The following is a 13,126-nucleotide window of genomic DNA, read 5'->3' as shown; positions in this document are numbered from 1 at the left end:
CACCACCCGTGAAGTTTCGTTACCTCGGCAACAGCGGCCTGAAGATCTCCGAGATCACCTACGGCAACTGGCTCACCCACGGCTCCCAGGTCGAGAACGACCAGGCCGTGCGCTGTGTGCGGGCCGCGCTCGATGCCGGCATCACGACCTTCGACACCGCTGACGTCTACGCCAACACCGCCGCGGAGACTGTGCTCGGCAACGCGCTCGCCAGTGAGCGCCGTGAGTCGGTGGAGATCTTCACCAAGGTCTACTTCCCGACCGGCCCCGGTGGTCCCAACGACACGGGCCTGTCGCGCAAGCACATCCTGGAGTCGATCGAGGGCTCGCTGCGGCGGCTGCGCACCGACCACGTCGACCTCTACCAGGCGCACCGGTTCGACTACGAGACGCCGCTCGAGGAGACGATGCAGGCCTTCGCCGATGTCGTGCGGCAGGGCAAGGCGCTCTACATCGGGGTCAGCGAGTGGACCGCCGAGCAACTCAAGGAGGGGCATGCGCTGGCGAAAGACCTTGGCGTGCAACTGATTTCGAACCAGCCGCAGTACTCCATGCTGTGGCGGGTCATCGAGGATCAGGTGGTGCCGATGTCCGAGGCGCTCGGCATCTCCCAGATCGTCTGGTCGCCCGTCGCCCAGGGCATCCTCACCGGCAAATACAAGGCGGGCGGCAAACTGCCCGAAGGCAGTCGCGCCACCGACGAGAAGGGCGGCGCGGACATGATCAAGCGGTTCCTGGAGCCCAAGACCCTGCGCGCCGTGCAGAAGCTCAAGCCGATCGCCGAGGGTCTCGACCTCACGATGGCGCAGCTCGCGGTCGCTTGGGTGCTGCAGAACCCGAATGTCGCCTCGGCGATCATCGGCGCCTCCCGGCCCGAGCAGGTCACCGACAACGCCCAGGCCTCCGGCGTCACTCTCGATCAGGACACGCTCGCCGCGATCGACAAGGCCCTCGGCAAGATCCCCGAGACCGACCCCAGCCTCACCAAGTCCCCCGCGCGCCGGCTCACCTGAGCCCACCTGGGGGCATCGCCGTCACCGGGTCTGCGGGTTAGACGGCGGTGCCACCAGGTGCAGCGGGCTCGGCCGCGCCGTCCACCACACCGGTGTCGGCCACCGTGCGGCCGCGGCGCTTGAGCCGGCCTTCGACATACTCCGCGATCTTGCCGATGCTGTAGTTGAGCAGGATGTAGATCAGCGCGATGACGAAGATCGTCGGGACGATATTGGCCGGACCGACCGAGGACGTCTTGCCGTTGTAGAGCAGCTCACCGTAGAGCACGTTGTAGCCGAGCGCGGTGTCCTTCAGGACCACCACGAGCTGGCTGATCAGCGCCGGCAGCATCGCGGTGATCGCCTGCGGCAGCAACACGATCCGCAAGGTCTCCGAGGGACGCAGACCGATTGACAGACCGGCCTCCCGCTGGCCCTTGGGCAACTGGTCGACACCGGAGCGGATGACCTCGCAGACCACCGCGGAGTTGTAGAGCACCAGCCCGGTGACGGTGGCGTAGAGCGGGGCGACCTCACTGTCGACCACATTGGAGGTCGACAGATAGCCGTAGCTGAACAGCATCATCAGCAGCACGGGAATGGCCCGGAAGATCTCGACCCAGACCGAGGCGATCCACCGCAGCGGACCGATCTCCGACATCCGCGCGAGAGCGAGCAGGCCACCGAGCAGACCGGCGAGCAGGATGCTGATCAGCGCAGCCTTGATCGTGCCCCACAGGCCGGGCAGCAGATAGCTGGTCCAGGTCGAGGACTGCAAGAACGGCTTCCACATCGCCGAGGTCAGCTGGTTCTTGTCGGCGAGACGCTGGAAGATGACCCACGCGATCGCGAGCACCACCAGCACGCCGACGCCCGTCAGGATCAGGTGCCGCCGGCGGGCCTTCGGGCCCGGTGCGTCGAACAGAACGCCCGCGCTCATCGCTTCACCGCCAATCGCTTGCCGAGCCAGGAGACCGCCAGGCCGACCGGCAGGGTCAGCACGACGAAGGCGAGCGCGGTCAGCACGAACGCCTGGTTGAGCAGCCCCGGATCGTCCTCGGTGACCTTGGCGAGCATTGCCGCCATCTCGGCCACACCGATGGTCACCGCGACCGTGGTGTTCTTGGTGAGCGCGATCAGCGTGTTGCCGAGCGGCACGACCGCACCACGAAAGGCCTGCGGCAGGATCACTTCCTTCAGCGACTGCCCGAAGGTCAACCCGATCGAGCGCGCCGCCTCGGCCTGCCCGAGCGGGATGGTGTTGACGCCCGAGCGCAGCGCCTCACACACATAGCTCGCGTGGTAAACCGTCAGGCCGAGCACCGCGAGCCGGAAGTTGTTGGTGTTGAAGAAGTCCGGCGACTTGCTGTTGGCCATCACCACGCCGAGCTTGGCCCACAACACCAGGTTGCTCGCCAGGATGATCAGCGTCAGCGGGGTGTTGCGGAAGATGTTGACATAGGACGTCCCGAGGAAGCGCAGCATCGGCACCGGTGACAGCCGCAGCACCGCGACGATGGTGCCGAGGATCAGGCTGCCGACCGCCGCACCGAGGGTCAGTTTGATCGTCATCCAGAACGCCGACCAGAAACTGAACTGATCGAAAAGCGTTGACATGCAGGCCTCTTCGGACTCGAAGGAGAAGGTGAGGTATGCCGGCCGGCGAGGCGACCGGCATACCTCACCTCACAGGGATCAGGAGCAGGCGTCCTGCTTCGGCGGGTTCAGCGAAGTGTTGAACTTGTAGTTGCTGCCGAGGTTTTCCTGCAGCGCCTTCTTCCACGAACCGTCGTCGATCATCGCCTTGATCGCCTCGTTGACCTTCTGGCAGGTGGCGGTGTCACCCTTCTTGAGGCCGACGCCATACTTCTCCTCCGAGAAGGTGCCGCCCACCAGCTTGAACTTGCCCTTGTAGGCATCCTGGTTGGCGTAGCCGGCCAGGATCGTGTCGTCGGTGGTCATCGCGTCGATCACGCCGTCCGCGAGCGCCGAGGCGCAGTTGGAGTAGGTGTCGTAGTTCTGCGGCACCAGGGCCGGCTGCTTCTTCTTCAGGTTGTCGACCGAGGTGGAGCCGGTGACCGAGCAGACCTTCTTGCCCTTGAGTGCGTCGACGCTATTGATCGGGCTGTCGGCCTTGACCAGAACCGACTGTCCCGCAACGAAATACGGGCCGGCGAAGGACACGACCGCCTGGCGCTTGGCGGTGATCGAGTAGGTCGCGAAGATCATCTTCACGGTGCCGGCCTGCAGCATCTTCTCGCGCTGCTTGGAGGGCGACTCGACCCATTCGATCTGGTCGGGCTTGTATCCCATCTTGCCGGCCACATAGGTCGCGACCGCGACGTCGAAGCCGGTGTACTTGTTGCCGTCCTTGAAGCCCAGGCCGGGCTGGTCGTACTTGATGCCGATCTTGACCTTGTTCCCGGATCCGGACGACGAGCCGCCACCGCACGCGGCCAGGCCGAGCGGCATGGCGACGGCGAGGGCGATGGCCGCGGTGTTGCGCAACTTCATGGTTTCTCCTTGGTGACGGTTCAGTGAGTGAGGATCTTGGACAGGAAGTCCTTCGCCCGGTCGGTGCGCGGGTTGTTGAAGAACTCCTCGGGGGTGGCGTCTTCGAGGATCTCGCCGTCGGCCATGAAGACCACGCGGTCGGCCGCGCGACGCGCGAAGCCCATCTCGTGCGTGACCACGATCATCGTCATGCCCTCCTTGGCCAGGCCGGACATGACGTCGAGCACCTCGTTGATCATCTCGGGGTCGAGCGCCGAGGTCGGCTCATCGAAGAGCATCACCTTGGGCTGCATGGCCAGCGAGCGGGCGATGGCGACGCGCTGCTGCTGACCACCCGACAGCTGGGCGGGATATTTGTTCGCCTGCTTCTCCACGCCGACCCGCTGAAGCAACTGCTGGGCGAGCTCCTCGGCCTTCTTCTTGTCCATCTTGCGCACCTTGATCGGACCGAGGGTCACGTTGTCGAGGATCGTCTTGTGCGCGAACAGGTTGAAGGACTGGAAGACCATGCCGACATCGGCGCGCAGCTCCGCGAGCGACTTGCCCTCCTGGGGCAGCGGCTTGCCGTCGATGGTGATGCTGCCGTCCTCGAAGGTCTCCAGCCGGTTGATGGTGCGGCACAGCGTCGACTTGCCCGAACCCGACGGGCCGAGCACGACGACGACCTCGCCGCGACCGACGGTGAGGTTGATGTCCTTCAGCACGTGCAGGTCGCCGTAATGCTTGTTCAGGCCCGAGACGACGACCAGCGGGTCGCGACCATCGGATGTCGGCTGCGTCATGGCGCAAACCGTAAACTCCAGACCAGGATTTGTTAAGTCAAAGCCCCGGGTGCGACCTAATCGTTAGCTCGCCGAGAGCCGTCATCGGCCGCGCGGCACAATGGTGCGCATGGCCTCCCGCAACTCCGCCCTCGATGCTCTGAGCGGCCTCGACTCGCTCATCGACGCCGACGACCGCGACCTGATGTCCATGATCCGCAAGTTCGCCGATGACCACCTGCGACCCAACCTGCCGGAGTGGTTCGACCAGGGCGTGGTCCCGGCTCGTGACCTCGCCCGGGAGTTCGGCAAGCTCGGCCTGCTCGGTATGCATCTGGAGGGTTACGGCTGTGGTGGCTCCTCAGCCACCAGCTACGGACTGGCCTGCCATGAGCTGGAAGCCGCCGACTCCGGCATACGGTCGCTCGTGTCGGTGCAGGGCTCGCTGGCGATGACCGCGATCCACAAGTTCGGCTCCGAGGAGCAGAAGACCGAGTGGCTGCCGCGGATGGCGGCCGGTGAGGCGCTCGGCTGTTTCGGGCTCACCGAGCCCGACTTCGGGTCCGACCCGGGCGGCATGCGCACCCGCGCCAAGCGCGATGGTGACGACTGGGTGCTCAACGGCACCAAGATGTGGATCACCAATGGTTCGGTTGCCGACGTCGCGGTGGTGTGGGCGCAGACCGATGACGGTGGCCGTGACCGCATCCGCGGGTTCGTCGTGCCAACGGACAGCAAGGGCTTCGAAGGCCGCGAGATCAAGCAGAAGATGTCGCTGCGCGCCTCGGTCACCGCCGAACTGTCGTTCACCGACCTGCGGTTGCCCGGTGACGCGGTGCTGCCGGAGGTCTCCGGCCTGCGCGGCCCGTTGTCCTGCCTCGCCGAAGCGCGCTTCGGAATCGTCTTCGGCGCCATGGGTGCCGCCCGCGACTGTCTGGAAACTGCCCTGGCGTATGCCGAGTCGCGGCGCGTTTTCGGCGAACCGCTCGCCGGTTATCAGCTCACCCAGGCCAAGCTCGCCGACATGGCCGTCGAGTATGTGAAGGGGATGCTGCTCGCGCTGCACCTTGGCCGGCTCAAGGACGGTCCGGGCGTGAGCAACGAGCAGGTCTCCGTGGGCAAGCTGAACAACTGCCGCGAGGCCATCGCCATCGCCCGCGAGGCGCGCACGATCCTGGCAGCCAACGGCATCAGCCTGGAGTACCCGGTGATCCGGCACGAGAACAATCTCGAGTCGGTGCTGACCTACGAGGGCACCTCGGAGGTGCACCAGCTGATCATCGGTCAGGCTCTCACCGGCGCCAACGCCTTCCGCTGAGCTGACCGGGCGGCGGTGTGATGGCCCAGGCCGTCACACCGCTGGCCGCTCATTTCGCCGACGCGCTCGAGGGGGTGCGGGCACCCCGGATGAGCGCAGCAAGTTGCGGCACCACCTCGGGATCGGCGTCGAGCGCGCGCTCCAGGTCCAGTACCTCACGCGGAGTCAGTCGCAGCGAGTGGTCTTCGGCCAGCACCTTGCGGGCGCGGTCGAGCGCTGCGCCAAGGATGAACGAGGTCAGATCTTGGTCCTGAACCTCTGCGGCCGCCTTGAGCGTCTCCAGGGTGGCGGCTGAGCATCGCAGGTTCAGCCGATCAGTCTTGGTGGACATGAGGTCTCCTTCGTCTGCGCCTACTGTACGCACCTCGTACGTACACCGCATCTTCAATCACGACAGCGGTCGCTCGACCCTTCGGGCCAAGCCCGCGCCAGCGGCACCCTCGCCGACCAAAAATCTCCATTGTGGCGACCTTTTCGGGCCAAGCCCGCGCCAGCGGCGCCCTCGCCGAGCAAAAGTCTCCATTGTGGCGACTTTCGGGGACTCGGCCGGAGTCCGATGCGCGGGCTACCCCGAAATCCGGCTCTTCACCGACTCAGCGGTACCCCGGGGCGGGGATCACGGAGGAGGACGAGCTCGTTCCCTAAGCCTGGGCTGCCAGCTCCGCGAGATGGAGCAGGGTGAGCGCCGAGCCGCGGCGCAGGTTGTCGCAGCACAGGAACAACTCGAGCGAGTGCGGGAAGTCGGCCGGCTGCCGCACCCGGCCGACGAAGACCGGATCGGCGCCGACGACATCGGCCGGCGTCGGCCACTCGTCGTGCAGCGGGTCATCGAGCAGCACCACCCCGTTGGACGCCTCGGTGAGCGCGCGCACCGCATCCTCGCGGTGAATGCGTCGCTCGAAGGTGAGGTGCATCGACACCGAATGCGTCGTCACGACCGGCACCTGCACGCAGGTTGTCGTCATCCGCAGTTCGGGCAGCTCGAGCAACGTGCGCACCTCGTCGCGCACCCGCAGTTCGCTGCCGGACCAGCGGCCGTCGCCCTCGTCACCGACCCACGGGATCACGTTGAACGCCACCGGCGCCGGGAACGGCGACTCACCTTCCAGGTCAGACAGATAGCGCCGCACGTCACCGGGCCGCTGACCGACCGCACGATTGCCGGCGAGCTGGGTGGCCTCGTCATACAGCCGGTGCACCCCGCCGACGCCTGCGTCCGAGACCGCCTGCAAGGTGGTGGCGATGACCTCGGTGAGCCGCCAGTTCTCGTGCAAGGTGCGCAGCGCGCCGACCATCATCAGGGTGCTCGCGCCGGCGCCCGCGACGATGGGGGCGCCGCTCAGCGCATCGGGGTTGATGTCGGGTGCCACCAACGGCACACCCGGCAGAGCCGAGGACGCGCCGGAGTTGTCGATCACCCGCGCCCCCGTCGTCGCGGCGAGCGGCACCCACTCGGCCGCGACCGGCGCCGGCACGGCGAAGACCGCCACGTCGACCCCGACGAAATTCTCCCGCGCGAGCGGCAGGATCACCCCGCCATCACCGAACAGATCGGCCGACTGACCAGCAGACCGGTCCGAGGCGATCAGCCGCACCTCCGACCACAGTGACGCCCGGGTCGGCAGCATCGACCGCAGCACCTGCCCGACGACGCCGGTGGCGCCGACGACGGCTAGGACCGGGCGCGATGAGGCCATCAGGCGCCTGTGGCCAGGACCTCGGCGATCTGCACCGTGTTGAGTGCCGCGCCCTTGCGCAGGTTGTCATTGGCGACGAACAGCACCAGCCCCTTGCCGTCCGACACCGACTGGTCCTGCCGGATCCGCCCGACGTATGACGGGTCCGCGCCCGCCGCTTCCAGCGGCGTGGGGACGTCGACCAGCTGCACGCCAGCGGCATCCGCCAGCAGGGCGCGCGCCTCATCCGGGGTGATCGCTTCGTCGAATTCGGCGTGGATGGCCAGCGAATGGCCGGTGAAGACCGGCACGCGCACGCAGGTGCCGGCTACGGCGAGATCGGGCAGGTCGAGGATCTTGCGCGACTCGTTGCGCAGCTTCTGCTCCTCGTCGGTCTCACCGGAGCCGTCGTCGGCCAGATTGCCCGCGAGGGCCACCACGTTGAACGCGATCGGCGCGACATACTTCTCCGGCGGCCCGAGCTTGACCGCCTGGCCGTCGTGCGCGAGGCGCTCCATGTCCTCGCCCGCACCCTGGCGGATCTGACCGGACAGCTCCGCCACGCCGGCCAGCCCCGAACCGGACACGGCCTGGTAGGTCGCGACCGTCATACGGCGCAGGCCCTTGGCGTCCGAGAGCGGCTTGAGCACCGGCATCGCGGCCATCGTCGTGCAGTTGGGGTTGGCGATGATCCCCTTCGGCGTCTGCCGAGCCCGCTGCGGGTTGACCTCGGTGACCACCAGCGGGACGTCGGGGTCCATCCGCCAGGCCGAGGAGTTGTCGATCACCGTGACGCCCGCCGCGGCGAACTTGGGCGCCAACGCCTTGGACGTGCTGCCGCCCGCGGAGAAGATCGCGATGTCCAGTCCGGTCGGGTCGGCGGTTTCGGCGTCCTCGACGGTGATCGTGCGGCCCTGCCATTCGATCGTGCGCCCGGCCGACCGGGCCGAGGCGAACAGTCGCAGCTCACCGACCGGGAAGTTGCGCTCGGCGAGCAGGCGCAGCACCACGCCGCCCACCTGCCCGGTCGCCCCGACCACACCGACGTTCATCGTCTTCTGGGCGCTCATCGACCTGAACCCCCGTACACGACCGCTTCACCCTCACTCGAATCCAGGCCGAACGCCGTGTGCACCGCGCGCACCGCGTCGTCCAGCTGGTCGTCGGCGGTCACCACCGACACCCGGATCTCGGAGGTCGAAATCATCTCGATGTTGATGCCCTGCTCGGCGAGCGCCCGGAACAGCGTCGCGCTCACCCCCGGGTGGCTGCGCATGCCGGACCCGATGAGCGACAGCTTGCCGACTTGGTCATCGAACTGCAGCTGGTCGAAGCCGATGCGCTCCTTGGCGGCCTGCAGCGTCTCGACGGCGCGCTGCGCATCCGCCTTGGGCAGCGTGAACGACACATCGGTCAAGCCGGTCTCCAGCGCCGAGACGTTCTGCACGATCATGTCGATATTGATCTGCGCCTGGGCGATCTCGGTGAAGATCTCCGCCGCGATGCCGGGCTTGTCCTTGACCCCGACGACGGTGATCTTGGCCTCGCTGCGGTCGTGTGCGACGCCGGCGATGATCGGGTCTTCCACGGCTTCTCCTTCGAGCTTCTTGTCGGTGACCCAGGTGCCCTCGTGGTGGCTGAACGAGGACCGCACGTGGATCGGCATGTCGAACCGGCGGGCGTATTCCACGCACCGCAGCATCAGGATTTTGGCGCCCGAGGCCGCCATCTCCTGCATCTCCTCGTTGCTGATGCGATTGATCTTGCGCGCGGTCGGCACGATCCGCGGGTCGGCGGTGAAGACGCCGTCCACGTCGGTGTAGATCTCGCACACGTCAGCCCCGAGAGCCGCGGCGAGCGCGACCGCCGTCGTATCGGAGGCACCGCGGCCGAGCGTGGTGATCTCCTTGGTCGACTGGCTGACGCCCTGGAAGCCGGCCACGATCACGATGTGCCCGGCGTCGAGCGCCTCGCGCACCCGGCCCGGCGTGATGTCGATGATCCGCGCCTTGCCGTGCACGTCGTCGGTGATTACACCGGCTTGCGAGCCGGTGTAGGAGCGGGCCGAGTGCCCGAGATTGGCGATCGCCATCGACACCAGCGCGGCGGAGATGCGCTCGCCCGCGGTGAGCAGCATGTCGAGCTCACGCTGGGGTGGCGCCGGGCTCACTGCGGCGGCCAGATCGTGCAGCTCGTCGGTGGTGTCACCCATCGCCGAGACAACGACGCACACCTGGTTGCCCGCCTTGCGGGTGTCGACGATGCGACGCGCGACCCGCTTGATGCTGTCGGCGTCGGCGACGGACGAACCGCCGTACTTCTGAACGACAAGACTCAACGTTCGATCTCCGGGAGATGCGGATGTATGGCGGACGCCCGGTCGGCGTCGCACCCGGCCGCATCATCGTAACGACGCCCACTTGCTGAGATGGCCGCCGACCGGCATACGGACCGGGGTGTGGTCAGTTGGCAACCGTGAAGCGCGCCTGGCGGTGAGCCGGCCGCTCCACCTCGTCCACGAGCGCCACAGCGAAGTCCTCCGCACTGATCCGCTCGCCGGCCGGGACATCCAGCTCGGTCGCGTAGCTCCCGGTGCGAGTGCCGGGAGCGATCTCCGGCGCCGGGCAGAGCAGCGTCCAGTCGAGTCCCGACGAATTCCGGTAGAGGTCTAGCACGGCGGCGAAGGTGTCGGCCTCCGGCTTGTACTCCAGTGGGAAGCCTTCGGTCTGACGCAGTTCACGATCCCCCGCCCGCAGGGAGCCGGCGCCCCCGACGACGAGGAGGCGACCCGCGGGTTGCGCCTCGATGAGCGCGCGGTGCGACGCGATCGTGGGCTCGTGGCTGCTGCCGTCACGCGGTGGCGAGACCGACACGACAGTGGCGTCGGACGCGGCCATCTGCTCGGCCACGGCCCGGGTGTCCTGTAGGTCGATCGCGAGACCTTGCGCCCCGCCGACACTCGCGCCACTGCGCGATCCGGCCACGACCTGATGTCCGCGCGAGACGGCCTCGGCCACGACACGCTGACCGATCATTCCCGTAGCGCCGATCACGGTGATTTTCATTGGGAGCCTCCTGAAGGCAGTCGGTGTCTGAGGCCGCGATAGTATTCAGCAGAAACCAAGTACCTCAACGTAACTAAGGAGTTCGGCGTGCCGTCCTTTGATGTCCTCCAGGCGGCGTGCCCGTCGCGCAGCGTGCTGCGCCACCTGACCGACCGATGGACGCCGATGGTCGTTGCCGTGCTGTCCGATGGGCCGGCCCGGTTCGGGCAGATCCGCGGCCGCGTCGAAGGGGTCACCGCGAAGGTTCTCACCGAGACCTTGCGCTCGATGGAACGCGACGGCCTGGTGACCCGCACCGCGCAAGCGACCATGCCACCGCGAGTGGATTACGAGCTCACGCCGCTCGGTCGCACGCTGGTGACGCCGCTCGCCGCCGTGCGTAGCTGGGCCGAGCAACACGCCGAACAGGTGCTCGAGGCTCGCGCCAGGTATGACGACACCGTGGACTGAACACACCGTGACGGTTGGGTAAGTTCGGCGTGAAGATGCGATGATCGGTGGAGTATGTCGAGTAACGCCGAGACTGTCGGGGGCGCAGCAGGGCTCGTCACTGACCGCCAGAAGCCTGGGCGGGCGGTGCTTCCGCTGCGAATCCGCGCCTATCGAGTACCTCGTTGGTGGCACGAGGTACTCATCTTGCTGTTCCTCGACATCTGCTACGAGAAGCTGCGCAATCTCGTGCCCGCTCAAAAGCAGGTCGCCATCAACCGTGGCGAGAAGGTCCTGGAAGTCACCCAACACATGGGCTTGTCCTTCGAGCCGGTGATGAACCACTGGGTCGCGAGCAACCCGGTGATCGCCCATCTGGCGAACTATTACTACACGGTCTTCCATCTGCCGATGACGGCCGGGGTGCTCATCTGGATTTTCTGGAAGCACCCGCGCCTTTATCGCTCGATCCGTTCGGCGCTGGTCATCACCACCGCGATCGCGCTGGTGAGCTTCTATGTGTTGCCGATGGCGCCGCCGCGGCTGCTGCCGTCGGGGCAGTTCGTCGACGTCAGCCACCTCTACCCGACGTGGGGTTCGTGGAGTTCGCCGACGGTGGCCGAACACTCCAACCAGTACGCCGCCATGCCCAGCCTGCATGTGGCCTGGGCACTGTGGTGCGGCCTGGTGGTCTTCAATGTCGCCAAGACCAAATGGGTGCGCATCGCCGGTCTGATCTACCCGCTGCTGACCTTCCTGGTCGTGGTCGGCACCGCCAACCACTTCGCGATCGACGCGGTCGCCGGCGGCCTGGTGATCACCATTTCCTTCGGCGTGGTCTGGGCGCTCTACGGCCACTCCGCCTTCCAGTCCGCGCTCACCCGCGAAGAGCTCACGCTGACCTCCACCCCGCCTCGAGTGGGTGTGCGCACGGCGGCGTCTCAGTTCGTCCGTCGGTAGATCGTCATCCCGTCGATCCGGGCAATCGGCGTGTAATCGCGGGCGACCAGCCGCGCCAGCTCCGGCATCGAACTCATCGGATAGCTGTCGTATTGCCGCAGCCGTGCGGTCGAGGTGTCGACGATCACGGCCGGCGGGTGCGCTCGCAGTGCCGCCAGAAAGTGCTCGCGGGCCCGCGACGGCACCCCGGCATACGTGGTCGGTCCGGGTGCGCGATTGCCCGACCGCCCGGTGACCAGGTCCGCGGTGACGAACCCGCCGGCGGGCATCCGGTTGGCTTGCCAGAAGAGTTCGGGCAGATTGCCCCACACCAGCACCCGGTCCTGCGGCTCGGTCTGCGCGGCGACGAAAGCCGCGACCCGGCTCGCGTCCGGATAGTCGCGCACCAGGCCGGGCGCGAACGCCACCCCCACCGCCACCAGCGCAGGTATGCCGACCGCGGCCGCCGTGAGTGCCCGCGCGCGGCTGACCAGGCGGGCGCCGACCGGGGCAGCGATGACCGCGAGCGGTGGAATCGCCTGCAGGAAGTAATGACCGTAGAAGCGCCAGCCGGCGACGAAGGCAACCAGCGCGGTCAGCGTCCACACCCACAGGTCGCGCACCTCCCGGTCGCGCCAGCGTCGCGCCGCCAGCACCAACAAGGCCCCGTGCGCAACCAGCACCTGCAGGCCGAGATTGCCGGCCAGACCTTTGGCGAGCTCGGCCGCATCGGGAGCGGAGGACACGAAGCCCCCGTTGCCGGCGAAGACCCAATAGAGCATCGCGGCGGGGTCGCCGCTCAGCGCCAGCACCGCGCACGCCCCGGCCGCCGCACCGAGCAGGTATGCCGCCAGGTCTCGCGGGCGGCGCGCCGTCGACCAGAGCGCGGCCAGACCGCCGAGGATCCAGGTCTGCCGGCAGCCGACTGCGAGCGCGAGCAGGACGCCACCGAGCAGCGCCGGCCGGACTCCCGGGCGACGGGCGAGCACCATCGCGGCCGCGCCGAAGGGCAACGCGAAGTGGGCGAAATTCGCCGCCTGGCCGTTGGTCGGGGTGAAGGCCACCGATCCGGCGAGCACCAGCCCGGCCGCCCACACCCGCGCGGCCCGCGTCCTGAGGCTGACGTCCGAGGCGACCACGAGCGCGGCCAGGCCCACCGCCAGGGCCGCGAGCAGATGCACCCAGCGCAGGTCGGTGCCGCCGGTGAGGTCGAAGACCCCGCGATAGATCCACGGCGGCACCGGCGGCTTGCGGTCGATGGCATCGGTGTAGAGCGTGCCGCCGTGCTGCAGCGTGATCGCCTGCTCGGCCAGCACCGCCTCGTCAGGGTCGAACAGCTCGTAGACCAGCCCCGGCAGATGGGTCAGCACGACCACGGCGAGGACGCTCCCCACGAAGAGCCGGCCGAACGGCCGCCCCGTCATACGGTGTC

At 67.6% G+C, this 13,126-nt stretch carries 14 protein-coding genes; 4 read left to right on the top strand and 10 right to left on the bottom strand.

Annotated features, from left to right (window positions below; genetic code table 11):
• Window positions 1-8: 8 nt before the first annotated feature.
• Window positions 9-1,013, top strand: a complete 1,005-nt coding sequence (locus G9U51_RS13545) for an aldo/keto reductase family protein (RefSeq protein ID WP_166197455.1) — start codon at window positions 9-11, stop codon at window positions 1,011-1,013.
• A 37-nt stretch (window positions 1,014-1,050) separates the two neighbouring features.
• Here G9U51_RS13545 and G9U51_RS13540 read toward each other — a convergent pair whose 3' ends face one another.
• From G9U51_RS13540 to G9U51_RS13525, 4 genes are all read right to left on the bottom strand, one after another.
• A complete protein-coding gene (locus G9U51_RS13540) occupies window positions 1,051-1,932 on the bottom strand; it encodes an amino acid ABC transporter permease (protein WP_166197454.1) in 882 nt (293 codons plus the stop codon).
• The gene (locus G9U51_RS13535) at window positions 1,929-2,609 is read right to left on the bottom strand and encodes an amino acid ABC transporter permease (protein WP_166197453.1); all 681 of its coding nucleotides are present in this window, start codon (window positions 2,607-2,609) and stop codon (window positions 1,929-1,931) included. Before G9U51_RS13535 ends, G9U51_RS13540 begins: the two co-directional genes overlap by 4 nt.
• A gap of 78 nt (window positions 2,610-2,687) precedes the next feature.
• Window positions 2,688-3,506 (bottom strand): glutamate ABC transporter substrate-binding protein, encoded by an 819-nt coding sequence (locus tag G9U51_RS13530; protein ID WP_166197452.1) that lies wholly within the window; start codon window positions 3,504-3,506, stop codon window positions 2,688-2,690.
• 20 nt (window positions 3,507-3,526) lie between these two features.
• Complete coding sequence (locus tag G9U51_RS13525; protein ID WP_166197451.1) at window positions 3,527-4,288, bottom strand: amino acid ABC transporter ATP-binding protein; 762 nt, start codon at window positions 4,286-4,288, stop codon at window positions 3,527-3,529.
• A gap of 109 nt (window positions 4,289-4,397) precedes the next feature.
• On the opposite strand from G9U51_RS13525, the gene G9U51_RS13520 reads away from it, so the two are divergent.
• On the top strand, window positions 4,398-5,585 hold the full coding sequence (locus tag G9U51_RS13520) for an acyl-CoA dehydrogenase family protein (RefSeq protein ID WP_166197450.1): 1,188 nt from the start codon (window positions 4,398-4,400) through the stop codon (window positions 5,583-5,585).
• Window positions 5,586-5,634: 49 nt separating this feature from the next.
• Here G9U51_RS13520 and G9U51_RS13515 read toward each other — a convergent pair whose 3' ends face one another.
• The 5 genes from G9U51_RS13515 to G9U51_RS13495 form a co-directional block, all read right to left on the bottom strand.
• A complete protein-coding gene (locus G9U51_RS13515; protein ID WP_166197449.1) occupies window positions 5,635-5,916 on the bottom strand; it encodes a type II toxin-antitoxin system TacA family antitoxin in 282 nt (93 codons plus the stop codon).
• 310 nt (window positions 5,917-6,226) lie between these two features.
• A complete protein-coding gene (locus G9U51_RS13510) occupies window positions 6,227-7,282 on the bottom strand; it encodes an aspartate-semialdehyde dehydrogenase (protein WP_166197448.1) in 1,056 nt (351 codons plus the stop codon).
• Window positions 7,282-8,331 carry an aspartate-semialdehyde dehydrogenase gene (locus G9U51_RS13505; RefSeq protein WP_171715584.1) on the bottom strand — a complete coding sequence of 350 codons (1,050 nt, stop codon included), beginning with the start codon at window positions 8,329-8,331 and terminating at the stop codon, window positions 7,282-7,284. The genes G9U51_RS13510 and G9U51_RS13505 overlap by 1 nt, the downstream gene beginning before the upstream one ends.
• Complete coding sequence (locus G9U51_RS13500) at window positions 8,328-9,599, bottom strand: aspartate kinase (RefSeq protein ID WP_166197447.1); 1,272 nt, start codon at window positions 9,597-9,599, stop codon at window positions 8,328-8,330. Before G9U51_RS13500 ends, G9U51_RS13505 begins: the two co-directional genes overlap by 4 nt.
• Before the next feature lie 124 nt (window positions 9,600-9,723).
• The gene (locus tag G9U51_RS13495; RefSeq protein WP_166197446.1) at window positions 9,724-10,326 is read right to left on the bottom strand and encodes an NAD(P)-dependent oxidoreductase; all 603 of its coding nucleotides are present in this window, start codon (window positions 10,324-10,326) and stop codon (window positions 9,724-9,726) included.
• A gap of 87 nt (window positions 10,327-10,413) precedes the next feature.
• Between G9U51_RS13495 and G9U51_RS13490 the strand changes: the two genes are divergently transcribed.
• Together G9U51_RS13490 and G9U51_RS13485 are read left to right on the top strand one after the other, a co-directional pair.
• Entirely contained in the window at window positions 10,414-10,776 is a 363-nt protein-coding gene (locus G9U51_RS13490; RefSeq protein ID WP_166197445.1) for a winged helix-turn-helix transcriptional regulator, read from the top strand.
• Between the two features lie 186 nt (window positions 10,777-10,962).
• The gene (locus tag G9U51_RS13485) at window positions 10,963-11,715 is read left to right on the top strand and encodes a phosphatase PAP2 family protein (protein WP_166197444.1); all 753 of its coding nucleotides are present in this window, start codon (window positions 10,963-10,965) and stop codon (window positions 11,713-11,715) included.
• Here G9U51_RS13485 and G9U51_RS13480 read toward each other — a convergent pair.
• The gene (locus G9U51_RS13480) at window positions 11,697-13,118 is read right to left on the bottom strand and encodes a hypothetical protein (protein ID WP_166197443.1); all 1,422 of its coding nucleotides are present in this window, start codon (window positions 13,116-13,118) and stop codon (window positions 11,697-11,699) included. The genes G9U51_RS13485 and G9U51_RS13480 overlap by 19 nt on opposite strands.
• Window positions 13,119-13,126: the final 8 nt, after the last annotated feature.

Source organism: Metallococcus carri (assembly GCF_011440275.1).
Taxonomy (GTDB): Bacteria; Actinomycetota; Actinomycetes; order Actinomycetales; family Dermatophilaceae; genus Metallococcus; species Metallococcus carri.
This window is presented reverse-complemented; position numbering and strand designations above follow the sequence as displayed.

Bases quoted from the DNA above. Each gene is read 5' to 3' on its own strand.
- G9U51_RS13495 (WP_166197446.1), bottom strand. From the start codon at position 10,326: ATGAAAATCACCGTGATCGGCGCTACGGGAATGATCGGTCAGCGTGTC.
- G9U51_RS13515 (WP_166197449.1), bottom strand. From the start codon at position 5,916: ATGTCCACCAAGACTGATCGGCTGAACCTGCGATGCTCAGCCGCCACC.
- G9U51_RS13535 (WP_166197453.1), bottom strand. From the start codon at position 2,609: ATGTCAACGCTTTTCGATCAGTTCAGTTTCTGGTCGGCGTTCTGGATG.
- G9U51_RS13510 (WP_166197448.1), bottom strand. From the start codon at position 7,282: ATGGCCTCATCGCGCCCGGTCCTAGCCGTCGTCGGCGCCACCGGCGTC.
- G9U51_RS13520 (WP_166197450.1), top strand. From the start codon at position 4,398: ATGGCCTCCCGCAACTCCGCCCTCGATGCTCTGAGCGGCCTCGACTCG.
- G9U51_RS13530 (WP_166197452.1), bottom strand. From the start codon at position 3,506: ATGAAGTTGCGCAACACCGCGGCCATCGCCCTCGCCGTCGCCATGCCG.
- G9U51_RS13505 (WP_171715584.1), bottom strand. From the start codon at position 8,331: ATGAGCGCCCAGAAGACGATGAACGTCGGTGTGGTCGGGGCGACCGGG.
- G9U51_RS13540 (WP_166197454.1), bottom strand. From the start codon at position 1,932: ATGAGCGCGGGCGTTCTGTTCGACGCACCGGGCCCGAAGGCCCGCCGG.
- G9U51_RS13480 (WP_166197443.1), bottom strand. From the start codon at position 13,118: ATGACGGGGCGGCCGTTCGGCCGGCTCTTCGTGGGGAGCGTCCTCGCC.
- G9U51_RS13525 (WP_166197451.1), bottom strand. From the start codon at position 4,288: ATGACGCAGCCGACATCCGATGGTCGCGACCCGCTGGTCGTCGTCTCG.